This window comes from Azonexus hydrophilus DSM 23864, from assembly GCF_000429605.1.
In the GTDB taxonomy this organism is placed as follows: domain Bacteria; phylum Pseudomonadota; class Gammaproteobacteria; order Burkholderiales; family Rhodocyclaceae; genus Azonexus; species Azonexus hydrophilus.
Genome location: NZ_AUCE01000011.1, coordinates 675,735 through 699,342, shown reverse-complemented (window position 1 = coordinate 699,342; position 23,608 = coordinate 675,735). Strand labels below are relative to the sequence as shown.

Genomic DNA, 23,608 nt, shown 5'->3' with positions numbered 1-23,608 from the left:
ATTTTTCCTACAGACCATGATCAATTACAAACATCTCCACTATTTCTGGGTCGTCGCCAAGGAAGGCAGCATCACGCGTGCCGCCGAGCGCCTGGGCGTTGCCATCCAGACGATCAGCGGGCAGCTCGGCCTGCTTGAACGGCAACTGGGCAAGACCCTGTTCAACAGCCAGGGACGCGGCCTGGTTCTGAGCGATGCCGGCCGCAAGGCGCTCAGCTACGCCGACCAGATTTTCCAGCTTGGCGAACAGCTCGAAGAATCCATGCAGAATGCCAGCGAGGAAAACACCCTGCGCCTGCGCGTCGGTATTTCCGACGGCATTCCCAAGCTGCTCGCCTACCGGCTACTCAGCCGGGTCACAGCGATGCCGGGCGATGTCCGGCTGATCTGCGACGAAGGCGAATTCGAGAACCTGCTGGCCGAACTTGCCCTGCACCGCCTCGACGTCGTCCTGACCGACCGCGCAGCACCGCAGGGTGGCAACCTCAAGGTTTTCAGCACGCGCCTCGGCGAATTCCCCACCGGCATTTATGCCGCAGCACCGCTGGCCGGACGGTATCAAGACGACTACCCGGCCTGCCTGGAACAGGCGCCGATGCTGCTGCCGACGCGGCACAACGCCTTGCGCGGGCGGATCGACCGCTGGCTGGAGGAACATCAAGTCCACCCCAAGATCGTCGGCGAATTCGAGGACAGTGCCCTGCTGACCACCTTCGGCCGGGGCGGACTGGGCCTGTTCCCGGCCCCGCTGATTCTGGCCGAGCAGCTGTCCGGCGAATACGATGCACACGCCATCGGCGAGATGGAAGGCGTGAACGAGCACATCTACGCCATCTCCAACGAACGCCGCATCCGCCACCCGGCAATCGAGGTGCTTTGTAACATTCCGGCACAGGCCGGCACAGCGACGACTTTATAATAGCCAGTCCCCCAGCTTTCCCAGAATCCCCAGCCCATGTCCGTTCGCCAGTCGTCCCTCTTCCTGTTTGCCCTGTTCCTGTCGTTTTCCGCCCTCGCCCAGCAACGCCCCGTACCGCCTGTACTGGCCGCCAAATCCTGGCTGCTGATCGAGATGTCCTCCGGCCAGGTGCTGGCCGCCGAACAGCCCGAACAGCGCCTTGAACCGGCATCGCTGACCAAGCTGATGACGGCCTATCTGACTTTCTCTGCCCTCCGCCAGCGGACCCTGACGCTCGACCAGCCGCTGCCGGTCTCTGAACGCGCCTGGCGCATGGGCGGTTCGAAAATGTTCGTCAAGGTCGACACCCGGGTCAGCGTCGAAGACCTGATCAAGGGCATGATCGTCCAGTCTGGTAACGACGCCTGCATCGTCCTCGCCGAAGCGATTGCCGGCAGCGAGGAAAACTTCGCCCAGATGATGAACCGCGAGGCCCGCCGCCTGGGCATGACGCAGACCAATTTCCGCAACTCGACCGGCATGCCCGACCCGGAGCACTACACCACCGCCCGCGACCTGGCGATCCTGGCCACTGCGCTGATCAAGGAATTCCCCGAGGAATACCGCAAGTACTACTCGATGAAGGAATTCCGCTACGCCGACATCACCCAGCCGAACCGCAACCGCCTGCTGTGGAACGATCCCTCGGTCGATGGCATGAAGACCGGCCATACCGAAGCCGCCGGCTACTGCCTGGTGTCCTCGGCGATCCGCGACCAGCGCCGCCTGCTCGCCGTCGTTCTTGGCACCACCTCGGACGCCGCCCGCAGCAGCGAATCGCTGAAGCTGCTCAACTGGGGCTTCCTGTCGCACGACGCCGCCGTCCTCTACCGCAAGGACCAGGGGATTTCCGCGCTGCGCGTCTGGAAGGGCAGCCAGAACAAGGTCCAGGCCGGCTTCCCGAACGACTTCATCCTGGCTGTTCCCAAGGGCACGGCAAAGGCGCTGCAGGTCGAACTGGTATCGCAACAGCCGTTGATGGCGCCGATCCAGCGCGGCCAGACGGTTGGCACGCTGAAAGTCAGCCTGGAAGGCAAGCCTTACGGCGAATATCCGATCCAGGCCCTTGAAAATGTCCCGGTCGCCGGCATATTCGGCAGAGCCATCGACGCCGTCAAACTCTGGTTCAACTGATCCCATGACCCCATACGTTGCCGACCCCGTCTATCTCAACGGAGATTTCCTGCCCCTGGCCGACGCCGGCATCTCGCCGCTCGACCGGGGTTTCCTGTACGGCGACGGCGTATACGAAGTGATCCCGGTCTATTCGCGCCGGGCTTTCCGCATCGACGAACACCTGGCGCGCCTGCAGGCCACGCTGGCCGGCATCCAGCTGAGCAACCCGCTGGCAACCGACGACTGGAAAGCGGTGATCGCCAAACTGATTGAGGCTGCCCCCTGGGACGATCAGTCGATCTACCTGCAGGTCACCCGCGGCGCCGACAACAAGCGTGACCACGCCTTCCCGCCGGCCAGCGTGCCGCCGACTGCCTTCGCCTTTGCCTCGCCGCTGGTGACGACACCGGCCGATGTGCGCGCCCGCGGCGTTGCCGCGATCACCGTGCCCGACCTGCGCTGGCGCCGTTGCGACCTCAAGGTCATCTCGCTGCTGGCCAACGTACTCGCCCGCCAGCAGGCAGTCGACCAGGGCTGTGCCGAAGCCCTGCTGATCCGCGACGGCTTCATGAAGGAAGGGGCGGCATCGAACATCTTCATCGTCAAGGACGGCCTGCTGATCGCGCCGCCGAAGACGCAACTGATGCTACCCGGCATCACCTACGACGTGATCCTCGAACTGGCGCAGCAACACCAGCAGCCTCTGGAAGTGCGCGAAATCAGCGAAACGGAACTTCGCGCCGCCGACGAGGTCTGGATGACCTCGTCGACCAAGGAAGTGCTGGCGATCACCACGCTCGACGGCGAAGCTGTCGGCAATGGCAAACCCGGCCCGGTCGGCGAACGGATGTGGCAGTGGTATCAGGATTTCAAGAACACGGTAATGCGCAAAGGCTGAGATGGCTTCGTACAAGGACACCCTCCTCGAATTTCCCTGCGACTTTCCCCTGAAGATCATGGGTAAAGCGCACGATGAGCTCGCCCAGGCGGTGCTGACCATCGTCACCAGACACGCCCCCGATTTCGACGGCGCGACGATGGAAATGCGCGCCAGCTCCGGCGGCAACTACCTGAGCCTGACCTGCACCGTGGTCGCCACCTCGAAACCGCAACTCGACGCGCTGTACATGGACCTGACCGCGCATCCGCTGGTGAAGGTCGTCCTCTAAGGTGAATCCGCTCGTCAAACGCCTGGGCCGCGTCGACTACGCGCCGACCTACCAGGCCATGCTCGACTTCACCGCCAACCGCACGGCCGAAACGCCGGACGAGTTGTGGATCGTCGAGCATCCGCCGGTCTATACCCTCGGCCAGGCCGGCAAACCCGAACACATCCTGCGCGACGTCGGCATCCCAACCGTCAAGATCGACCGCGGCGGCCAGGTCACCTACCACGGCCCCGGCCAGGTGGTGATCTACCTGCTGCTTGACCTGTCGCGGCTGAAGATCAAGGTGCGCGAACTGGTTACCGCCATTGAGCAGGCGGTCATCGACCTGCTCGCCGCTCACGGCGTCACCGCCGAACGCCGCGACGGCGCCCCCGGCGTCTATGTCGGCCCGGCCAAAGTGGCGGCACTCGGCCTGCGCATCCGCAACGGCTGCTCGTATCATGGCGTCTCGCTGAACGTGGACATGGACCTGTCGCCGTTCGCCGCGATCAATCCCTGCGGCTATCCCGGCCTGCAGGTCATCCAGACCAAAGACCTGGGCATTCCGCTCACCGCTCACGAGGCCGGCGAGCAACTCTCGCAGCACCTGCTGCAGCAACTGGACAAACAACATGGCTGAAACCAAGCAAAAAGGCGTCAAGCAAAAGGGCGAACTGAAGACCGCGCGCATCCCGATCAAGATCGTCCCGGTCGCCGAGCCGCTCCGGAAGCCCGATTGGATCCGCGTCAAGGCCGGCAACAGCGCCGGCCGCTTCGGCGAGATCAAGACCATGCTGCGCGAGAAGAAGCTGCACACCGTCTGCGAGGAAGCCACCTGCCCAAACATCGGCGAATGCTTCGGCCGCGGCACCGCAACCTTCATGATCCTTGGCGACATCTGCACCCGCCGCTGCCCGTTCTGCGACGTCGGCCACGGCCAGCCTTTACCGCCCAACCCGGACGAACCGCGCGAACTCGCCGAATCGGTCGCCGCGCTGAAGCTGCGTTATGTCGTGATCACCAGCGTCGACCGCGACGACCTGCGCGACGGCGGCGCCCAGCACTTCGTCGACGTGATCAGCAACGTCCGCGAGCTGTCACCGACGACCACCGTCGAAACCCTGGTCCCTGACTTCCGCGGCCGCATGGACGTGGCCCTCGACGTCCTCGGCGGCGCCCTGCCCGACGTGCTGAACCACAACATGGAAACCGTGCCGCGCCTCTACAAGCAGGCCCGCCCCGGCGCCGACTACCAGCATTCGCTGGAATTCCTCAAGCAGTTCAAGGCGCGCTACCCGAACGTGTCGACCAAGTCCGGCCTGATGGTCGGCCTGGGCGAAACCGACGACGAAATCCTGAAAGTCATGCGCGATCTGCGCGCCCACGACGTCGAGATGCTGACCATCGGCCAGTACCTGGCGCCGTCCGGACACCACCTGCCGGTGACGCGCTATGTCCATCCGGACGTGTTCAAGATGTACGAGGAAGAAGCCAAGAAAATGGGCTTCACCGGCGCCGCCTGCGCACCGATGGTCCGCTCCAGCTATTGGGCCGACCAGCAGGCGCACAGCGCCGGCGTCGCCTGAATCAACGCACGCCCGGCGGCGGTGCGGGTGGTTTTCCCGGCGGCGGCGGCGGAATGCCGGCGTCGACGGCGCGAACCGGCTGGGAATAGGTGACCTTGCCCGAGACCGGGACACGGTGTCCCTTGGCGTACATGCACTGGATGTAAGCGTTGTCGTATTGCTGCTGGGTACCGACGCCAGAACTGCGCCCGGATTCACCACCGGCAGCCGTGCCGGCCAGTAGACCGAAGCCAGCGCCGACGGCTGCACCCCGGCTGTCGCCACCGATTGCAGCACCGGCGACGGCGCCGACTGCCGTACCGACGGCCGCGCTGGTCACCGCCGATTCGCGACGGGCGTCGCTGGCGGTTTTTCCACCGATCTGGCGCAGGGCGTCGTCCTTGCACCAGGCTTCGTCGGCGCGGAAACGCTCTATGCTTTGTCCGGTGCCGGGCAGGACCATCACCGTCGGCCCGGTCGGGATGACGGTGCAGGCGCCAAGTAGCAACGCCAGGGGAAGCAAGGGAAGCAGGCGGGGGGCGTTCATGATCGACCTTTCACTTGGCAGCTTCGGGCAGGACAGGTAGCCAGTCTTCGGCACAGGTCCCGACCGCCGGGTAGTAGGCACCGGCACTACGGCAGAAATACCAGACAGCTTCGGCCTGATTCACCGCAGGTGCCTGCTCGATATAGACCGGCGGCGGGGGCGGTGCGACGACCACCGGCGGCGGATAGGGTGGCCAGGGCTGGGGATACCAGAACGGCCCCCACATCGGGCCAAAGACGATGCCGACACTGGTTCGCGGCGGATGCGCCCAGGCGTCCTGGCCGACCAGTACGGACAAGCAGAGAAAAAGCAGCAGGAAGCGGGAAGTTCGCATGCCGGGAATCACCTTGTTGAGTGATCAGCTTAGACGACAAGCGCCCCGGCCGACAGCACCGGATTGCTACAATTTGTAAGCGACTACATTCCCTCGTCGCGTTCGATCATCTCCGTCCGCTTGCGCCGCAAGCCTTCCGGCATTTTCAGCGTGGTCCGGTCCCAGCCCTCGATCTCCAGGACGCGCTCCATGCACTCTTCCATCAGTGCATGGGCGCGCAGGGTCGCTTCGGCAATGGTTCGATGCACCCTGAGATCGTTACCAGGCTCGATCTCACAGCGACTCTGGTAGCGAAACAGTTCGCGCAGACTGCGCAACTGCACCGCCACCTGCCCCGGGCAAGCGCACATGTAGATCGTCGCTTCTTCGACGATCTGCTCCAGTTCCTGGTCGGAAAAGCGCTTTTGCAGGTGCATCAGCGCCTCACAGCAGGTTCATCTTCTTCGCCGCTTCACGCAATTCCGCACGGAAATTCGGGTGCGCGATGGCAATCAGCGCTTCGCAGCGCTGCTTGGCCGATTTGCCACGCAACTGGGCGACGCCGTGTTCGGTGACGACGTAGTTGATGTCGTTCTTGCTGGTCGACACATGCGTGCCCGGCGTCAGCGTCGGGACGATGCGCGAGATGGTGTCGTCCTTGGCCGTCGACGGCAGCACGATGAAGGCCTTGCCACCGTTCGAGCGGTTGGCGGCGCGGACGAAGTCGGCCTGACCGCCGGTACCCGAGTAGGGCTTGGCGCCGAGGCTTTCGGAACCGCACTGGCCCATGAAGTCGATCTGCATGGTGGCGTTGATGCAGTGCAGGTTGTCGTTCTTGCCGGCCAGATAGGGGTCGTTGGTGGAATCGACCGGGTGCATTTCCAGCGCCGGGTTGCGGTGCATGAAGTCGTACAGCTTCTTCGAGCCGAGCGCGAAGGTCGCCAGCATCTTGCCGCGGTGGTAGTTCTTCTTCAGGTTGTTCACAACGCCGGCTTCGACCAGCGTCATGATGCCGTCACCGACCATTTCGGTATGGATGCCAAGGTCGTGCTTGTTGGTCAACTGCATGACCACGGCGTCGGGAATGCCGCCGTAGCCAATCTGCAGCGTTGCGCCGTCGGGAATCATCTCGGCGACGTAGCTACCGATAGCTTCCTGGACCGGGCCGATCTTGGGCAGGCCGACTTCAAGCAGCGGGTCGCTGCTTTCGGTCAGGGCGGCGACCTGGGAAATGTGGATGTGGCAATCGCCATTGGCGAACGGCACATTGGGATTGACTTCAAGCACGACGGCGCGCGCCTTTTCGATGGCGGCCATGGTGTAGTCCGGCGCCAGCGACAGCGAGAAGAAACCGTGCTCATCCATCGGCGAGGCCATCGAGAACACCACTTCCGACGGCGTCAGGCCACGCTTGATCAGCATCGGCAGTTCCGAGAAGTAAGCCGGAACGAAGTCGACCCAACCTTCCTGGCCGCCCGGACGGGTCGCGCCACCGAAGAAGTAGGCGCTATGGCGGACATGAGCCGTGGTTTCCGGGTCGATGTAGCCATACTTACGCAGCGGCAGAATCTGCGACACCTTGATGTCACGATAGTTGCGGCGCGCATCCGAGAGCGCGGTCAGCAGGCTGGGCGGTTCACCAACACCGGTGGGGACGACGATGGTATCGCCATCCTTGAGCACCTGGATGGCGTCTGCTGCGGACATGCGTTTGGACTGATAGAGGGACTGGACGGACATGCTGTTCTCCTGAGTTTTGTTTTTTGATCTCGACCGAAGTCGATCCGCATTGTCTGCGGAAACCCCGGGAGAATCAAACACCTTCCATGCCGCAGCGCAGCATTCAAACCTTGCGATTGCTCCCTGCCACCATGCGGATCTCGAACAAGCGGCACTCGAGCGGTCCATTGAACAGCGGTGTCTTGCGGCTCGGCTTCAAGCCGACCAGCTTGGGCAGACGCAGGTCGGCAGTGAAGAAGAAACAATTCCAGCCGGCCCAGTTGCGTTTCAGCGCCGTCCCCAGTTGCGGGTAGAAGGCCGCCAGTTCGTCCTGTTCGCCGATGCGTTCGCCGTAGGGCGGATTGGTCACGAGGATGCCGGTCTCGTTGAGCGGGGCGATTTCCAGGATATCGCCCTGGTCAACCGTAACGATGTTGCCGAACCCGGCTTCCTGCAGGTTGCGCCGGGTGGCGCGCACGGCGCGATCGTCGTTGTCCCAGCCGCGGATGTCCATACGCTCGGCGGGCTTGACCCGGGCTTCGGCGGCGGCGCGGATGCCGGCCCAAGCCAGGGCATCGAATTTCTTCAGCAGTTCGAAGGCAAAGCCGCGATCCAGACCCGGCGCGCGGTCGAGCGCGACCTGCACGGCTTCGAGCAGGAAGGTGCCGCTGCCGCACATCGGGTCGATCAGCGGCATGCCCGGCTGCCAGCCGCTCAGCTTGAGGATGCCGGCGGCGAGGTTTTCCTTCAGCGGCGCATCGACGCTGGCCTTGCGGAAACCGCGCTGCCACAGCGGCTGCCCCGAAGTATCGAGGTACAGCGTGCAGGTGTTCTCGGTCAGGAAGACGTGAATGCTGACGTCGGGGTTGCGCGTCTCGATGTTCGGACGCTCGCCGAGATCTTCGCGGAAGCGGTCGCAGACGGCATCCTTGACGCGCAGTGTGACGAAATCGAGCGACTTGAGCGGGCACTTGATCGCTGTCGTCACCACGCGCATCGTCCGCGACACGGCGAAATGATTGGGCCACAACTGGCGCACGGCCAGGCGGTAGATGTCGTCTTCCTTGACGTACGGCCCGGTGACGATATGCCAGAGGATGCGCGTGGCCAGCCGCGATTCGAGATTGGCGCGGTAGCAAACCGACCAGTCACCGGAAAAATGCACGCCGCCGTGCGTCGTCTGCAAGTCTTCGGCGCCGACGCCGCGCAGTTCTTCAAGCAGCAGTTCTTCGAGGCCGCGCGGGCAGATAGCGAAATATTTGTTCATGTCAGAAGGGCTTGAGAACGACGAGGAAGAGGACCACCAGCAGGATCACCACCGGCACTTCATTGAAAAAACGGAACCAGACGTGCGAGCGCGTGTTGCGGCCATGGGCGAATTCCTTGAGCAGCCGGCCGCAATACAGGTGATAAGCCACCAGCACGATAACCAGCGTGGTCTTGGCGTGCAGCCAGGCACCGGTAAAGCCGTAGGCAAACCACAACCACAACCCGGTCGCCACGGCGAGGGCGCCCAAGGGCGTCATGAACTTGTACAGTTTGCCCGCCATCAACAGCAAACGGTCGCGCTCGGCGACGCTGTCGGCCGGCACCATCGCCAGGTTCACATAGATGCGCGGCAGGTAGAACAGGCCGGCGAACCAGGAAATGACCATCCAGATGTGCAGGGTCTTCAGAACAAGCATGCGTTTCTCCTTGAGACGGCCTCGGCAATCCCGACCTCGACGGTCGGGTAGGCGAGACTCGGTTTTAATTCTGTTTTCAGGCGACGATTGCCGATGCGCCGCGATTCGCGCATGAACGACAGCTGCACCGCCGACACCGCAGCGGCCAGTTCCGACCGGGGCAGACGGGGCGGACGCGCCAAGGCGAAGGCATCGGCAACCCGGTCGAAGTAGTCGGCCATTTTCAGGCAGGAATCATCGACCACATTGTAGGCCCGATTGGCGCCACCGCGCCGCATTGCCGCGCGGCAGGCGGCGGCCAGATCGTCGGCGTGGATGTGGTTGGTGTACACATCGTCGGCCTCGATCAGCGCCGGCAGGCGCTTTTCCAGGCGCTCCAGCGGCAGGCGGTCGGCGGCGTAGATCCCGGGCGCACGCAGGATGCTGACGGCGACGCCACGGTGCCGCCCCCAGGCACGCAATTGCCGTTCGGCATCGACACGGCGCCGGGCACGCGGATTGTCGGCGGCAAGGCGCCGGGTCTCGTCGATCAGGGCGCCGGCACAATCACCGTAAACCCCTGTCGTGCTTACGTAAACAAGGCGGCGTGGTAGACTTTGCGCCTTGTCCAGCGCGGCCAGCAGATGGCGGGTGCGGGTGTCGCTTTCGCCAGTCGTTGGCGGCGGCGCCAGATGCAGGACGATGTCGGCCAGGCCGCCCAGGCGATCGAGGCTGTGGCGTGCGTCGAGATCGCCGAACACCGGCACCGCGCCGGCACGGCGCCACTCGGCGGCGCGTCCGGCATCGCGCACCAGGGCGAAAACCCGGTATTGCGGGGCGAGTTGGGCAAGGATGCGGCGGGCGACGTCCCCGCTGCCGACGATCAGGATTTTTTGCACGCCGGCATTGTAGCCGACGACCAAGGGGAACCGATGCGCTACCAAGTCACAGTCCAGCCGAGCGGCCGCCAGTTTGAGGCCGAAGCCGATGAATCCCTGCTCGATGCCGCATTGCGGCAAGGGCTGACCATGCCCTACGGGTGCAAGGACGGGGCCTGCGGCGCCTGTAAAGGCCAGGTCATCGAAGGCAGCGTCGACCACGGCAAATCCCAGCTTTCCGACGAAGATAAAGCCGCTGGCCAGGCGCTCTACTGTTGCACCCGTGCCACCTCCGACCTGGTCATCGAATGCAAGCAGTTGCGCACGGCGCACGACATCCCGGTCAAGACGCTGCCGGCGCGGATCGAGAAGATGAACAAGCTGGCGCCGGACGTGATCGAGATGTTCCTGCGCCTGCCGGCCAACGAGAACCTGCAGTTCCTCGCCGGCCAGTACATCGACATCCTGCTCAAGGACGGCCGCAAACGCAGCTTCTCGCTGGCCAATGCGCCCGGCGACGGCAAGCTGCTCGAACTGCACATTCGCCATGTACCCGGCGGCTTCTTCACCGAGCAGGTATTCACCACCATGAAGGAACGCGACATCATGCGTTTCAGTGGCCCGCACGGCGGCTTCTACCTGCACAACGAAGCCGCCAAGCCGGTCATCCTGCTGGCCGGCGGCACCGGCTTCGCGCCGATCAAGGCCATCGTCGAGCAGGCCATCGCCGACGGCTACCCGCATCCGCTGTTCATCTACTGGGGCGCCAAGGCGCGTGTCGACCTCTACCAGGAAGCCCTGCCCGCCACCTGGGCCAAAGCCCACGCCAACATCCACTATGTGCCGGTGCTCTCGGAACCGGCCGCCGGTGATGACTGGCAGGGCCGCACCGGCTTCGTCCATCGCGCCGTGGTCGCCGATTTCCCCGATCTGTCGGGCTTCCAGGTTTATGCCTGCGGCTCGCCGGTGATGATCGATGTCGCCCGCAAGGATTTCGTCGGCGAATGCGGCCTGCCGGAAGAAGAGTTCTTCTCCGACGCCTTCACCTTCTCGGCGACCTGAGCATGTTCGGTGTCGCCGACTACGGCGCCTTCGTCGCCGCCGTCCTGATCTTCCTGGCCATTCCCGGCCCGGGCAACCTAGCGTTGCTGACCTCGACTGCCAAGGGCGGCGTCCGCGGCGGGCTGGCGGCAACCCTTGGCGTCATCCTTGGCGACCAGGTGCTGATGTGGCTGGCCGTCGCCGGCGTCGCTGCGGCGCTGGCCACCCACCCGGCGGTGTTCACGGCCATCCAGTGGGGCGGCGCCGCCTACCTGGCCTGGCTCGGCGGCCGGATGCTGATGGCCAGACCGGGTGCGGCACCAATCCTCGACATCAAGCCGCGCCACTACCTGCGCCAGGCGATGATGATTACCCTGTTGAACCCGAAGGCCATCGTCTTCTACATGGCCTTCTTTCCGCTCTTCGTCGATCCGGCACGCCACCTCGGCCTGCTCACCTTTGCCTTCATGGCGGCGAGCATCGCCGTGCTGACCTTGCTCTACTGCATCACGGCAATCGCCATCGCGCGCTGGTTCGGCGCTCGCCTGCAGGGCGGCACGCCGGCCGCACGGGTGCTGGAGAAACTCGCCGGCGCCGCGCTGATCGCTTTCGGCGTCAAGTTGCTGAGCGGCCGATAAGCTCTGACTCAGCGCTCCCGCGCATGGCCGGCAGCACCAGTTCGGCCAGCGCCTCGGCAAGCACTTCCGGCGGCAGCTCATCGTCGGGCGAATACCAGTGCACGCTCCAGTTCAAGGCGCCGAAAAGCAGCCGATGCAACAGCGAATCACTGACTGCACCGCGTAGCCGACCGTTGGCAACGGGCACCAGCCCCTGCAGGCAGGCTTTCCAGATGTCTTCGTAAAGCGCCATCAGGCGCATTACTTCCTTTTTGGCCCCGGCCGACAGTGCTCGCGCTTCATAGAGCAGCACCGTCACGAAATCCCGTGACAGGGGATCATGCAGGAAGCCGATGTGCTGGCGGATCAACGCTTTCAGACAATTTTCCGGTGTCAGGTCTTGATTGGCCACCGCCTCGGCACCGGCCAGCACGTGGCGCATGCCCTCAATGGCGACGGCGTCGAGAATCTCGCGCTTGCTGCGAAAATGGCAAAAGGTCGAACCCGAGCCGATGCCGACCGCCGTGGTGATATCGCGGATGGTACTTGCCTCGTACCCCTTGGCCCGGAACAGCGCGGCAGCGGCAACGAGAATCTCGCCACGCCGGCTGCTTTCCAGATACTGGCCATTGCTTTTCTTTTTCATCGGTCCATCTCCCTTGACTGGGGAGTCCCGACGCTTAGTGAAACGCGTCGCATCCAGCTCCACACTAAATGAGAATGCGTTGCATGGCTAACTATTTCATTAATAGGGTTATTGTGCACCCGGCATGAATCCAGCCACCAACCCTGCCGGCATCGGTCTGGCATACAGGAACCCTTGCGCTTTCAGGCAGCCATTGCCGGCCAGAAAGGCCCTTTGCTGAAGGGTTTCCACGCCTTCGGCGACGACTTCCAGGCCCAGCGCCTTGGCCAGGGCGACAACAGCCAGAATGATGGCCGCATTGTTCGGTTTGTTTTCGATATCGCGCATGAACGACCGGTCGATTTTCAGCCGGTCCACGGTGAAGGTGCTCAGATAGGCCAGCGAGGAATAGCCGGTACCGAAATCGTCGAGGGTCAAATGCACGCCCAGCGCCTTGAGATCGCGCAGGGTTTGCTGCACCTTCGGCGTGTTGCTCATCAACGCGCTTTCGGTCAACTCCAGTTCCAGACGTTCCGCTGCCAGCCCGCTTTCGCGCAACACCCTGGCCACCACTTCGGCCAGATCGCCCTGCTCCAGCTGACGCGCTGAAACATTGACCGCCAGACGCTCATTGCCCCGCCGCTGCCCACCCCAGTTGACGGCTTCCCGGCAGGCCGCCGCCAGCACCCATTCCCCGAGCGGGATGATCAGACCGATATCCTCGGCAACCGGGATGAAATCGCACGGCTCGATCCAGCCGTGCACGGGATGCTGCCAGCGCAACAAGGCTTCCCAGGCATGCACTTCGCCCCCGCCGACATCGAACTGCGGCTGGTAATGCAGCTGGAACTCGCCGCGCTCAAGCGCCGTACGCAGATCGCTCTCCAGACGGTGACGGATGCTCACCTCCTCGTTCATCTGGGCCTCGAAGAACATCCAGGCGTTCCTGCCGGCAGCCTTGACCTGATACATGGCGATATCGGCGGCCTGCAGCAGGCTGTCGAGATCTTCCCCATCCCAGGGATACAGGCTGACGCCGATACTCGGCGAGGTATGCAGCAGGTGCAATGGGGTCTGTACCGGCTGCGTCAGTGCGGCCTGTATCTTTTCCGCAACCGGGATCACATCGCGATGCGTCTTGATGCCGGCGAGCAGGACCACGAACTCGTCGCCGCCAAGACGGGCGACCGTGTCCCCGGCACGTATGCTGACGTTGAGGCGACGCGCCACCTCGACCAGCAACTGGTCGCCGACCTGATGACCGAGGCTGTCATTGACCTGCTTGAAGCGGTCCAGATCGATCAGCAGCAAGGCCACGCCCTCATCGCTACGGCGCGCCGCAGCCGCCAGCTTGGCAAAGCGATCGTCAAGCAGGCGGCGGTTGGCCAGGCCGGTCAGCGCATCGTGGCGGGCCAGGTAATCGATCCGGTCCTCGTGCGCCTTGCGTTCGGAAATATCCGCAAACAAGGCGACATAACGGGTATTGCCCTGCGCCATTCGCACCGCGTTGATGCACAACCATTTCGGATAGACCTGCCCGTTCTTGCGCCGATCCCAGATTTCACCGTGCCAGTGATCCTCGTCGGCCAGGCTGCGCCACATCTCGCGATAAAAGGCCTCGTCGTGGCGATCCGAACGGAGAATGCGCGGATTGCGGCCGATGGCGTCTTCCGGCGGATAGCCGGTGATCAAGGTGAAGGCCGGATTGACGCGCAGGATGGTGCCGTCGCCATCGGTCACCAGAATGGCTTCCGGGCTGTACTCGAAAACCTGCTCGGCCAGACGCAGTTGCTCTGCGGCCTCCCAACGGCTGCTGACATCCTGCACCGTCAGGACAACCAGACCGCTGTCGTCGAGCGTGTGCGAGGAGACGAATTGCGCCGGAAACGGCATCTCCCGGCCCGGTGCGGAAATCATGCACTCGAAGGTCTGCCCGTGCACCAGGCGGCTGAGCAGACACTCCGTTTGCCCCGGCGCATCGGGAAAGCGACGAATGACATCGGTCAAGGGCTGGCCGATGACCTCGCCCTCTTCAACACCAAGCAATTCCTGCGCAGCCGGATTGAGAAAGCGGATACGGTGCGGCACGGCGTCATCGACACCAACTACGCCCTCGCCGATGGCGTGCACAATGCTCTGGCTGATTTCGCTGGCTCGGGCCAGTGCTGCCTGGATTTCCAGCGTCTTCTGCGATTCCTTGAGGCGGTCGGCGTTGCTGACGTGCATTTCCCGTTCGAGTTCATGACCGATCCACTGCGCCATCAGCTTGATGAAGAGAAAATCCTCGCGCGGATGCTGACGATCGACACGCTCCCGGCTCGAAAAACTCAGCGTTCCCCAGGGCTTTTCTTCGACCAGGATACGCGCGCCGAGGTAGGCCTCAAGACGGAATTTCTGGAAACAGGGGTGCTTCTCCCAATCCGACCCGGTAGCACGGTCAAAGCCGATCGGTTCGGGGGAAACGATGGTGCGGCTGCAATAGGTTCGCAACAGCGGCAGGCAGTCACCCGACGCGAGCAACCCCGGGGCCGGCGAAGTGGCAATCGCCTCATAGGTGTCATCGGCAATGCGTGCGACACAGGAATAATCCAGTTCGAATGTCTGCCGCCCGAGATCGAGAAGCGCACTGAGCTTTTCGCTCAAGGCGGTCTGGTGATCAGCAGTGATCGCATAGAGCGCGGTAATGCGCTCGTAGGCAAGGGCGTACATATGGGAAATCAGGCCGGACGACAGGGTTCTTGCGTCTGATGAAAAGGGATTTTGTAACTCGCGACGCATTTTGTCGCGTCACACTGTTACCAACAACCGCTCAATCCCTTTTTCCCAGCCTTCAGACATGTATTGTTGCCCGAAGGTAACAAGCACCTGCTTGCCTCGGCACCCCCGCGCGGACCGTCAGTGAAATACTGTCAGCACATTGCACGCCGCCGGGCGGGCGGCGCTGACTCATTCGCCGAGATAGGCGGCCTTGACCTTGGGATCGTGCAGCAGCTCGGCCGAGTCGCCGTTCAGGGTGATTTCGCCGCTTTCCAGCACATAGGCCCGCTGGCTCGATTCCAGCGCCAGCTTGGCATTCTGCTCGATCAGCAGGATGGTCATGCCGGCGGCAGCAACGTTGCGAACGACCTCGAAGATCTTCTGCACCATGATCGGCGCCAGACCCATCGACGGTTCGTCGAGCAGCAGCATCTTCGGCCGGCTCATCAGCGCCCGACCGATGGCCAGCATCTGCTGTTCGCCGCCCGAAAGCGTGCCGGCCAACTGGTCGGCACGTTCCTTCAGGCGGGGGAAATAGGCATACATGCGCTCGATGTCGTCGGCGATGGCCGCCTTGTCGTCACGGACAAAGGCGCCCATGCGCAGGTTTTCCAGCACCGACAGGCGCGGGAAAACGCCGCGGCCCTCGGGCACCAGCGCGATGCCCTTGCGGATGATTTCGTGCGGCGAGATGCCGAGTATCTTCTCGCCGCAGAAATGGACGTCGCCAGTTGCCCCGACCATCCGCGAGATGGCTTTCAGCGTGGTCGTCTTGCCGGCACCGTTGGCCCCGATCAGGGCGACGGTTTCGCCTTCGTTCACGTGAAAGGTGATGCTGCGCACCGCCTGAATGCCGCCATAGGCGACGTGGAGTCCCGTTACTTCAAGCATTCACGCCCCCAGGTAAGCTTCGATGACACGCGGATCCTTCTGCACCACGGCGGGCACATCCTCGATCACCAGCGCGCCGTAGTCGAGCACGGCGACACGGTCGCACAGGCCCATGACCAGTTTCACATCGTGTTCGATCAACAACACCGTCGTCCCGTCCTTGCGGATGCCTTCGATCAGCACGCGCAGTTCCTCGGTCTCGGTGGCATTCATGCCGGCCGCCGGCTCGTCGAGGCACAGGAGCTTGGGCTCGGTGGCCAGCGCGCGGGCGATTTCCAGCCGGCGCTGATCACCGTAGGAAAGATTCTTGGCCAGGTCGTCGGCACGGTCGGCAATATCGACGTAGTGCAGCAGCTCGACAGCTCGCTGGCGGATCGCCGCTTCCTCGTCGCGCGTTGCCCGGTTGAGGAACATCGCGCCGAAGACGCCGGCCTTGGTCCGGACGTGGCGGCCGACCATGACGTTTTCCAGCGCCGTCATGTTGCCGAACAGGCGGATGTTCTGGAAGGTCCGCGCAATGCCGAGTTCGGCCGCGCGATGCGGCGCGTCAGCCTGCAGCGCCACGCCGTCGAAGGTGAAACCGCCGCCATCCGGAATGTAGAGTCCGGTCATGCAGTTGAAGAAGGTCGTCTTGCCGGCACCGTTCGGGCCGATCAGGCCATAGACTTCACCGCGCCGGATCGACAGGCTGACGTCACGCAGGGCCTTGACCCCACCGAAATGCTTGGCCACGGCATTGGCCTGCAGGAGGATGTCGCTCATTTGACGACCTCCACCGGCTTTTCGCTCAATTCCCGGCTACGCTCTGGTGACGGCCACAGGCCGGCCGGCTTGAAGCGCATCACCAGCACCAGCGCCAGCCCGAAGACCAGCATGCGCAGACTTTCCGGATCGACCAGAATCTTGCCGAACAGCGCCATCTGCACCGGCGTCACCGCGTAACGCAGCACTTCGGGCAGGAAGGTCAGCAGCACGGCGCCGAGGATGACCCCGGGAATATGCCCCATGCCGCCGAGCACGACCATCGCCAGGACCATGATCGACTCGATCAGCGAGAAGCTCTCCGGCGAAACGAAGCCCTGCATGGCCGAGAAGATGCCACCGGCGATGCCGCCGAACGAGGCGCCCATGGCAAACGCCAGCAGCTTGATGTTGCGGGTGTTGATGCCGACCGCCTTGGCCGCGATCTCGTCTTCGCGGATCGCCTGCCAGGCGCGGCCGATACGCGAGTGCTGCAGGCGGACGTTGATGATGATGACCAGCAGCGCCAGCGCGACCAGCAGGTAGTAATACTTCTGCGGCCCGGTCATGGTCATGCCGAATATCTGCGAGGTTCCGGCAAAACTGAAATCGCCGACCTTGACCGGATCGATCAGGGTGATGCCCTGCGGCCCGTTGGTGATATTGACCGGCGAATTCAGGTTGTTGAGGAAGATGCGGATGATTTCGCCGAAACCCAGTGTGACGATGGCCAGATAATCGCCGCGCAACTTGAGCGTCGGTGAACCAAGCAGGACGCCGAAAACGCAGGCCATCAGGGCGCCGATCGGCAGGATCGCCCAGACCGGGAAATGCAGGCCGAAGTGCGGACTAGCGAGCAGCGCCCAGGTATAGGCGCCGACCGCGTAGAAGGCGATGTAGCCAAGATCGAGCAGACCGGCAAAACCGACCACGATGTTCAGGCCGAGCGCCAGGAAGACATAGAGGATGGCGAAATTGAGGATGCGCACCCAGGCCTGTCCGCCCATGCCAACCACGTGCGGCAGCACGATCAGGGCGATGGCGATCAGCGCGATGCCGGTCATCGATTTGGGGGAAAGCCAGTTCTTCATGCGCGGTCTCCCGTCTTCTCGCCAAACAAACCGGAAGGCTTGAACATCAGCACGACGATCAGCACGACAAAGGCGAAGATGTCCTGGTAATGGCTGCCGAGGAAGCCGCCGGTGAAGTCGCCGATATAACCGGCCCCGAGCGCCTCGATGATGCCGAGCAGGATACCGCCGGCCATCGCCCCGGCGAGATTGCCAATACCGCCAAGCACGGCCGCAGTGAAGGCCTTGAGGCCGAGCATGAAGCCCATCTGGTAGTGGGCGATTTCGTAGTAGCTGCCAACCATGACGCCGGCGACGGCGGCCAGCGCCGAGCCGATGACGAAGGCCGAGGCGATGACGCGGTTGATATTGACCCCCATCAGGCTGGCCACGGCCGGGTTCTGGGCGGTGGCGCGCATGGCCATGCCGAGCTTGGTGCGATAGACGAGGAAGACCAGACCGGCCATCAGCGCCGCCGACAACAGCACGATGACTACCTGGACCAGCGTGAAATGGGTGCCGGCAAATTCGAAATTGACCTTGGGCAGCAGCGGCGGGAAGGTCATGTAATTGCGCCCCCAGAAGATCATCGCCAGGTTCTGCAGGACGATCGACATACCGATCGCCGTGATCAGGGGCGTTAACCGGGGCGAACCGCGCAGCGGGCGGTAGGCGATACGTTCAAGGCTCCAGCCGAGCGCCATGCAGGTCAGCATGGCGGCGACCAGCCCGAACAGGCCGGCGAGTCCGAGCGGCATGCCGGCGGCGGCCAGGGTACTGGTCACGGTGATGCTGATCAGCGCACCGATCATGACGACTTCGCCGTGGGCGAAATTGATCAGCCCCATGATGCCGTAGACCATGGTGTAGCCCAGCGCGACCAGCGCGTAGATGCTGCCCTGGACCAGGCCGTTGATGATCTGTTGAAGGAAAATATCCATTTTGAATCCGTTGAGACCGGGATATGGAAACGGCACCTTGCGGTGCCGTTTCCTGGTGCAGACTGGCTGCTTACTTCTTCTCTTCGACCGGTGCTGCCGGTGCTGTCGGTGCGGCGGGAGCCTCGGCGGCCGGGGCAACCGGGGCGCCACCCAGGGTCTCGACGTAGTTCAGTGCGCCGCCCTGGTACTGGTACAGGGTAATTGCGCCGCTGGTCAGGTCGCCGAACTGGTCGAATTCGATATTGCCGCTGACCCCTTCCATCTTGGTCTTGGCGATCTCCGGCAGATAAGCGGCCGGCTCGACGGAACCTGCGCGCTTCATCGAATCGGCAATGACCATCACCGCATCGTAGGCGTTCGGTGCGTAGAGCTGGATCTGGTAACCGAACTTGGCTTCGAACTTGCTCTTGAACTCCGGACCCTTGGCCAGTTGCTCCAGCGGCACGCCCGGCAGCGAGCAGTATTCGCCATCGGCAGCCGGACCGCCCAGTTTCATGAATTCCGGCGTACACACGCCGTCGCCGCCGAGGAACTTGGCCTTGATGCCGAGATCCTTCATCTGCTTGACCAGCGGACCGCCCTGGGCGTCCATGCCGCCGTAGAAGACCAGTTCGGCCTTGGTCGACTTGATCTTGGTCAGGATGGCCTTGAAGTCGGTCGCCTTGTCGTTGGTGTATTCATTGGCGACGACCTTCAGGCCGGCGGCCTCGGCAGCCTTGCGGAATTCGTCGGCGAGACCCTGACCGTAGGCGGTACGGTCATCGATGATGGCGACGGTCTTGACGCCCTGCTTGGCGGCGAACTCGCCGAGTACCTTGCCTTGCTGGATGTCGTTGGCCATCACGCGGAAGGCGGTCTTGAAGCCCTGTTGCGTGTACTTCGGATTGGTCGCCGACGGCGAAACCTGCGGCAGGCCGGCGTCGAAGTAGAGCTTGGAAGCCGGGATGGTGGTGCCCGAATTGAGATGGCCGACCACGCCATTGACCTTGGCGTCGATCAGCTTCTGGGCAACGATGGTGCCCTGCTTCGGATCGGCCTGGTCGTCTTCCGAGACCAGCTGGAACTTGACCTTGGCGCCGCCGATTTCCAGGCCTTGTGCATTCAGTTCTTCGACGGCGAGCAAGGCGCCGCTCTCGTTGTCCTTGCCCAGGTGAGCCTGCGGGCCGGTCATCGGCGCGACGTGGCCGAGCTTGACGACGATTTCAGGCTTGGCTTCCGGGGCGGCCGGCGCGGCGACGGGGGCGGGCGCGTCCTTCTGGCCACAGGCGGAAAGAGCGAAGGCTGCTGCAACGGAAAGGGCTACTACGGAAAGCTTGGCTTGCATCGGTAGGTCTCCTGAATGGGGGAAGGGTGTTGGAAACAACAGGTAACGATTCTGCGCATACACATACTCCAACGTCAAGACGAAATTTCGCCCGCCGCGGCGCTTGCACGAACCATCCTCCCGCCCCGATACTCCAAGCTCCAGATTCCGAAAACCACCACCCCCGGTGTTCGGGAATACAGCAACCGGCCCACAAGGCCGCATAAATGGAGACAAACATGGGCAAGCCCGATTTGCCGGCGTCGCTATCCGCGACCCTGGACGACAAATACACCCGCCACAGCGGCCGCGTCTTCCTGACCGGCACCCAGGCACTGATCCGCCTGCCGATGCTGCAGCGCGAACGCGACCTCGCCGCCGGACTCAACACTGCCGGCTTCGTCTCGGGCTACCGCGGCAGCCCGCTCGGCAACCTCGATCTCGGTCTGTGGAAGGCCAAGACCCACCTGGCCGAGCACCACGTCACCTTCCAGCCCGGCGTCAACGAAGACCTCGCCGCCACCGCCGTCTGGGGTAGCCAGCAGGTCGGGTTGTTCCCCGGCGCCAAATACGACGGCGTGTTCGCCATGTGGTACGGCAAGGGGCCGGGCGTGGACCGCTGCGGCGACGTCTTCCGCCACGCCAACGCTGCCGGCACGGCCAGACACGGCGGCGTGCTGGTGATTGCCGGCGACGATCACGCGGCCAAATCCTCGACGCTGCCGCATCAGACCGAACACGTCTTCAAGGCGGTGATGATGCCGGTGCTCTATCCGGCCAACGTGCAGGAATACCTCGACTTCGGCCTGCACGGCTGGGCGATGAGCCGCTACTCCGGTTGCTGGGTGGCGTTCAAGGCGCTGGCCGACACGGTCGAGACCTCGGCCTCGGTGAATATCGACCCGAGCGCGGTCGACATCAGGATTCCGGACGATTTCAGCCTGCCGCCCGACGGCCTCAACATCCGCTGGCCGGACCCGCCGCTGGTCCAGGAAGCCCGCCTGCTCAACCACAAGCTCTACGCGGCGCTGGCCTACTGCCGGGCGAACCGGCTCGACCGCGTGATCATCGATTCGCCGGCGCCCCGGCTCGGCATCCTCACCGCCGGCAAGAGCTACCTCGACGTACGCCAGGCACTCGACGAACTCGGCATCGACGAAACGCTCGCCGCGCAGATCGGCATCCGCCTGTACAAGGTCGGCATGGTCTGGCCGCTGGAGCCGGAAGGCGTGCGCCACTTCGCCGAAGGGCTGGAAGAAATCCTGGTCGTCGAGGAAAAACGCCAGTTGCTCGAATACCAGCTGAAGGAAGAGCTGTACAACTGGCGCGACGACGTGCGCCCGCGCATCGTCGGCAAGTTCGACGAGAAAGGCGAATGGACCGTCGAAGGCGACGGCGGCTACCTGGCGCACAGCGACTGGCTGCTACCGGCTGCCGGCGAATTGCCGGTGGCCAGCATCGCTCGCGTCATCGCCCGGCGCATCGGCCGCTTCTTCACCTCGCCGACCATCGAAGCCCGGCTGAAGCTGATCGAAGACAAGCAGCAGGCAGCGAAAACCCCCATCGTGCTGGCCGAGCGCAAACCGCACTTCTGCTCGGGCTGCCCGCACAACACCTCGACCAAAGTCCCCGAAGGTTCGCGCGCTGTCGCCGGCATCGGCTGCCACTACATGGTGACCTGGATGGACCGGTCGACCTCGACCTTCACCCACATGGGCGGCGAAGGCGTGCCCTGGGTCGGCCAGGCGCCATTCACCGAGGAAAAGCACATCTTCGCCAACCTCGGCGACGGCACCTACTTCCACTCCGGCTTGCTGGCCATCCGGCAATCGATTGCGGCGAAAGTGCCGATCACCTACAAGATCCTCTACAACGACGCCGTCGCCATGACCGGCGGCCAGCCGGTGGACGGCGTCCTGAGCGTCGCCCGGATCACCCGGCAACTGGAGGCCGAGGGCGTCGGCAAGATGGTCATCGTCGCCGCCGAGCCGGAGAAATACGCCGGCATCACCGACCTCGCCCCGAACGTTCCGGTCCGCCACCGTGACGAACTCGACGTCGTCCAGCGCGAGCTGCGCGAGTTTCCCGGCGTCTCCGTTCTCATCTACGACCAGGTCTGCGCCACCGAGGCCCGGCGCCGGCGCAAGCGCGGCAAGATGCCGGCCGCCAGCCGGCGCGTCGTGATCAACGAGGATGTCTGCGAAGGCTGCGGCGACTGTTCGGTGCAATCCAACTGCCTGTCGGTGGTGCCGGTCGAGACCGATTTCGGTACCAAGCGCCAGATCGACCAGTCGGCCTGCAATCAGGACCTGTCCTGCCTCAAGGGCTTCTGTCCGAGTTTCGTCACCGTCGCCGGCGGCCGACCGAAAAAGGCCGCTGCGACCCAGCATGACGGCTGGGCCAGCCTGCCGCTGCCCACCCTGCCGTCGACCGAACAGCCGTACAACCTGCTGATCACCGGGGTCGGCGGCATGGGCGTGATCACCCTCGGCGCCCTGCTCGGCATGGCCGCACACCTCGACGGCAAGGGCGTGTCGACACTGGACATGACCGGACTGGCGCAGAAATACGGCGCCGTCTTCTCGCACCTGCGCATTGCCGACCGCCCCGGGGACATCCACGCCGCCCGCATCGCAACCGGGGAAGCCGACGCCATCCTGGGCGGCGACCTGGTCGTCAGCGCCAGCCCCGAAGCCTGCGCAAAAATGCTGGAAGGCCACACCCGCGCCATCGTCAACTGCACCGCCACGCCGACCGCCGAATTCACCCGCAACCGCGACTGGCGCTTCCCGCAGGCCGGCCTGCAACGGCAACTGGAGGAAACGCTGGGCGCCGACCGCGTCAGTTTCGTCGACGCGCAGCACCTGGCCAGCGTGCTGATGGGCGACGCGCTCTACGCCAACATGCTGCTGCTCGGTTGCGCCTGGCAACAGGGGCTGGTCCCGGTGTCGGCCGGCGCCATCGACCAGGCCATCGCCCTCAACGGTGCCGCCGTCGACGCCAACCGCCAGGCCTTCCTCTGGGGCCGCCGCGTCGCCGCTCACCCCGAGGCCGTCGCGGCCGTGGTCGGCGAGCGCCCGGCGCGCCCCGGCATCGACCAGCAATCGCTGGACGAACTGATTGCCCGCCGCGTCGAACACCTGAGCGCTTACCAGGATGCAGCGCTGGCCGCCCGCTACCGGGCCGGACTGGCGCCCATCCAGGCGCTGGGCGACGACGCCCTGAGCCGGGTCGTCGCCGTCCAGTACGCGCGCCTGCTGGCGCCGAAAGACCCCTGGGAGGTGGCCCGCCTGCTCAGCGCGCAAAGTTTCCTGGCGCAATTTGCCGCCCGCTTCGACGGTAAGCTCAAGCTCGGCTTCCATCTGGCGCCCCCGGGACTTTCCCGTCAAGGCAGCGACGGCCGACCTCGGAAAATCCATTTCGGTCCCTGGCTGCTGCCCCTGCTTCGTCTGCTCGCCCGTGCCCGCCGCTGGCGCGGCAGCTGGCTCGACCCCTGGCGCAACGGCGAGGAGGCCCGCCTGGATCGGCAATTGCTGGCGGATTACGAAGCCGACCTGAAACGTATCGCCACCATGCCGCCCGGCCCCGGACGTCTGGCACTGGCCGCCTGGCCGGAATCGGTACGCGGCTTCGGCCCGGTACGCCAGCAGGCGGCCGCACGAGCGGCCAAAACCCGGGAGGGCTTGCTGCAGGCATCTCGATAGGCAGGAGTCA

23 protein-coding genes are annotated in these 23,608 nt (G+C 64.1%); 9 read left to right on the top strand and 14 right to left on the bottom strand.

Going from position 1 to position 23,608, the window contains the following annotated elements; genetic code table 11:
- The first annotated feature begins 16 nt into the window (after positions 1-16).
- Genes nhaR through lipA form a run of 6 tightly spaced genes read left to right on the top strand, consistent with a single transcriptional unit; the run spans position 17 to position 4,808 of the window.
- Positions 17-919 (top strand): transcriptional activator NhaR, encoded by a 903-nt coding sequence (nhaR, locus tag G471_RS0103910; protein WP_043420680.1) that lies wholly within the window; start codon positions 17-19, stop codon positions 917-919.
- A 36-nt stretch (positions 920-955) separates the two neighbouring features.
- Positions 956-2,092 carry a D-alanyl-D-alanine carboxypeptidase family protein gene (locus G471_RS0103905; RefSeq protein ID WP_028994174.1) on the top strand — a complete coding sequence of 379 codons (1,137 nt, stop codon included), beginning with the start codon at positions 956-958 and terminating at the stop codon, positions 2,090-2,092.
- 4 nt (positions 2,093-2,096) lie between these two features.
- Positions 2,097-2,972 carry a D-amino acid aminotransferase gene (locus G471_RS0103900; protein ID WP_028994173.1) on the top strand — a complete coding sequence of 292 codons (876 nt, stop codon included), beginning with the start codon at positions 2,097-2,099 and terminating at the stop codon, positions 2,970-2,972.
- A 1-nt stretch (position 2,973) separates the two neighbouring features.
- Positions 2,974-3,243 carry an HP0495 family protein gene (locus G471_RS0103895; protein ID WP_028994172.1) on the top strand — a complete coding sequence of 90 codons (270 nt, stop codon included), beginning with the start codon at positions 2,974-2,976 and terminating at the stop codon, positions 3,241-3,243.
- Position 3,244: 1 nt separating this feature from the next.
- Entirely contained in the window at positions 3,245-3,862 is a 618-nt protein-coding gene (lipB, locus tag G471_RS0103890) for a lipoyl(octanoyl) transferase LipB (RefSeq protein WP_028994171.1), read from the top strand.
- Positions 3,855-4,808, top strand: coding sequence for a lipoyl synthase (gene lipA, locus G471_RS0103885; RefSeq protein WP_028994170.1), 954 nt, complete (start codon positions 3,855-3,857; stop codon positions 4,806-4,808). The genes lipB and lipA overlap by 8 nt, the downstream gene beginning before the upstream one ends.
- Before the next feature lies 1 nt (position 4,809).
- On the opposite strand, the gene G471_RS0103880 is transcribed toward lipA, so the two are convergent.
- From G471_RS0103880 to G471_RS0103850, 7 genes are all read right to left on the bottom strand, one after another.
- Complete coding sequence (locus tag G471_RS0103880) at positions 4,810-5,334, bottom strand: YMGG-like glycine zipper-containing protein (protein ID WP_028994169.1); 525 nt, start codon at positions 5,332-5,334, stop codon at positions 4,810-4,812.
- A gap of 10 nt (positions 5,335-5,344) precedes the next feature.
- A complete protein-coding gene (locus G471_RS0103875) occupies positions 5,345-5,668 on the bottom strand; it encodes a hypothetical protein (RefSeq protein WP_028994168.1) in 324 nt (107 codons plus the stop codon).
- Positions 5,669-5,751: 83 nt separating this feature from the next.
- Positions 5,752-6,084 (bottom strand): hypothetical protein, encoded by a 333-nt coding sequence (locus G471_RS0103870; RefSeq protein WP_211226367.1) that lies wholly within the window; start codon positions 6,082-6,084, stop codon positions 5,752-5,754.
- Between the two features lie 7 nt (positions 6,085-6,091).
- The gene (locus G471_RS0103865) at positions 6,092-7,387 is read right to left on the bottom strand and encodes an acetyl-CoA hydrolase/transferase family protein (protein WP_028994166.1); all 1,296 of its coding nucleotides are present in this window, start codon (positions 7,385-7,387) and stop codon (positions 6,092-6,094) included.
- A 103-nt stretch (positions 7,388-7,490) separates the two neighbouring features.
- Complete coding sequence (locus G471_RS0103860) at positions 7,491-8,633, bottom strand: THUMP domain-containing class I SAM-dependent RNA methyltransferase (RefSeq protein ID WP_028994165.1); 1,143 nt, start codon at positions 8,631-8,633, stop codon at positions 7,491-7,493.
- 1 nt (position 8,634) lies between these two features.
- Positions 8,635-9,051, bottom strand: a complete 417-nt coding sequence (locus G471_RS0103855) for a CopD family protein (RefSeq protein WP_028994164.1) — start codon at positions 9,049-9,051, stop codon at positions 8,635-8,637.
- Positions 9,039-9,929 (bottom strand): NAD-dependent epimerase/dehydratase family protein, encoded by an 891-nt coding sequence (locus G471_RS0103850; protein WP_028994163.1) that lies wholly within the window; start codon positions 9,927-9,929, stop codon positions 9,039-9,041. The genes G471_RS0103855 and G471_RS0103850 overlap by 13 nt, the downstream gene beginning before the upstream one ends.
- Positions 9,930-9,962: 33 nt before the next feature.
- Between G471_RS0103850 and G471_RS0103845 the strand changes: the two genes are divergently transcribed.
- Together G471_RS0103845 and G471_RS0103840 are read left to right on the top strand one after the other, a co-directional pair.
- Positions 9,963-10,970 (top strand): CDP-6-deoxy-delta-3,4-glucoseen reductase, encoded by a 1,008-nt coding sequence (locus G471_RS0103845; RefSeq protein WP_028994162.1) that lies wholly within the window; start codon positions 9,963-9,965, stop codon positions 10,968-10,970.
- A gap of 2 nt (positions 10,971-10,972) precedes the next feature.
- Positions 10,973-11,587 (top strand): LysE family transporter, encoded by a 615-nt coding sequence (locus tag G471_RS0103840; RefSeq protein WP_028994161.1) that lies wholly within the window; start codon positions 10,973-10,975, stop codon positions 11,585-11,587.
- Here the strand turns inward: G471_RS0103840 and G471_RS16635 are convergent.
- The 7 genes from G471_RS16635 to G471_RS16625 form a co-directional block, all read right to left on the bottom strand.
- The gene (locus G471_RS16635; protein ID WP_051295258.1) at positions 11,565-12,212 is read right to left on the bottom strand and encodes a TetR/AcrR family transcriptional regulator; all 648 of its coding nucleotides are present in this window, start codon (positions 12,210-12,212) and stop codon (positions 11,565-11,567) included. The two genes, G471_RS0103840 and G471_RS16635, sit on opposite strands and share 23 nt — an antisense overlap.
- Before the next feature lie 108 nt (positions 12,213-12,320).
- A complete protein-coding gene (locus G471_RS16630) occupies positions 12,321-14,900 on the bottom strand; it encodes a bifunctional diguanylate cyclase/phosphodiesterase (protein WP_051295257.1) in 2,580 nt (859 codons plus the stop codon).
- Positions 14,901-15,137: 237 nt separating this feature from the next.
- Complete coding sequence (locus G471_RS0103825; RefSeq protein WP_028994160.1) at positions 15,138-15,839, bottom strand: ABC transporter ATP-binding protein; 702 nt, start codon at positions 15,837-15,839, stop codon at positions 15,138-15,140.
- Positions 15,840-16,601 carry an ABC transporter ATP-binding protein gene (locus tag G471_RS0103820; RefSeq protein WP_028994159.1) on the bottom strand — a complete coding sequence of 254 codons (762 nt, stop codon included), beginning with the start codon at positions 16,599-16,601 and terminating at the stop codon, positions 15,840-15,842.
- Entirely contained in the window at positions 16,598-17,671 is a 1,074-nt protein-coding gene (locus G471_RS0103815) for an ABC transporter permease subunit (RefSeq protein WP_028994158.1), read from the bottom strand. The genes G471_RS0103820 and G471_RS0103815 overlap by 4 nt, the downstream gene beginning before the upstream one ends.
- The gene (locus G471_RS0103810) at positions 17,668-18,591 is read right to left on the bottom strand and encodes a branched-chain amino acid ABC transporter permease (RefSeq protein ID WP_028994157.1); all 924 of its coding nucleotides are present in this window, start codon (positions 18,589-18,591) and stop codon (positions 17,668-17,670) included. Before G471_RS0103810 ends, G471_RS0103815 begins: the two co-directional genes overlap by 4 nt.
- A 70-nt stretch (positions 18,592-18,661) precedes the next feature.
- On the bottom strand, positions 18,662-19,915 hold the full coding sequence (locus G471_RS16625; RefSeq protein ID WP_043420676.1) for a branched-chain amino acid ABC transporter substrate-binding protein: 1,254 nt from the start codon (positions 19,913-19,915) through the stop codon (positions 18,662-18,664).
- A 218-nt stretch (positions 19,916-20,133) separates the two neighbouring features.
- Here G471_RS16625 and G471_RS0103800 point away from each other — a divergent pair, with 218 nt between their 5' ends.
- Positions 20,134-23,598: an indolepyruvate ferredoxin oxidoreductase family protein gene (locus tag G471_RS0103800; protein WP_028994156.1), complete on the top strand. Its 3,465-nt coding sequence runs from the start codon at positions 20,134-20,136 to the stop codon at positions 23,596-23,598.
- The last annotated feature ends 10 nt before the right edge of the window (positions 23,599-23,608 follow it).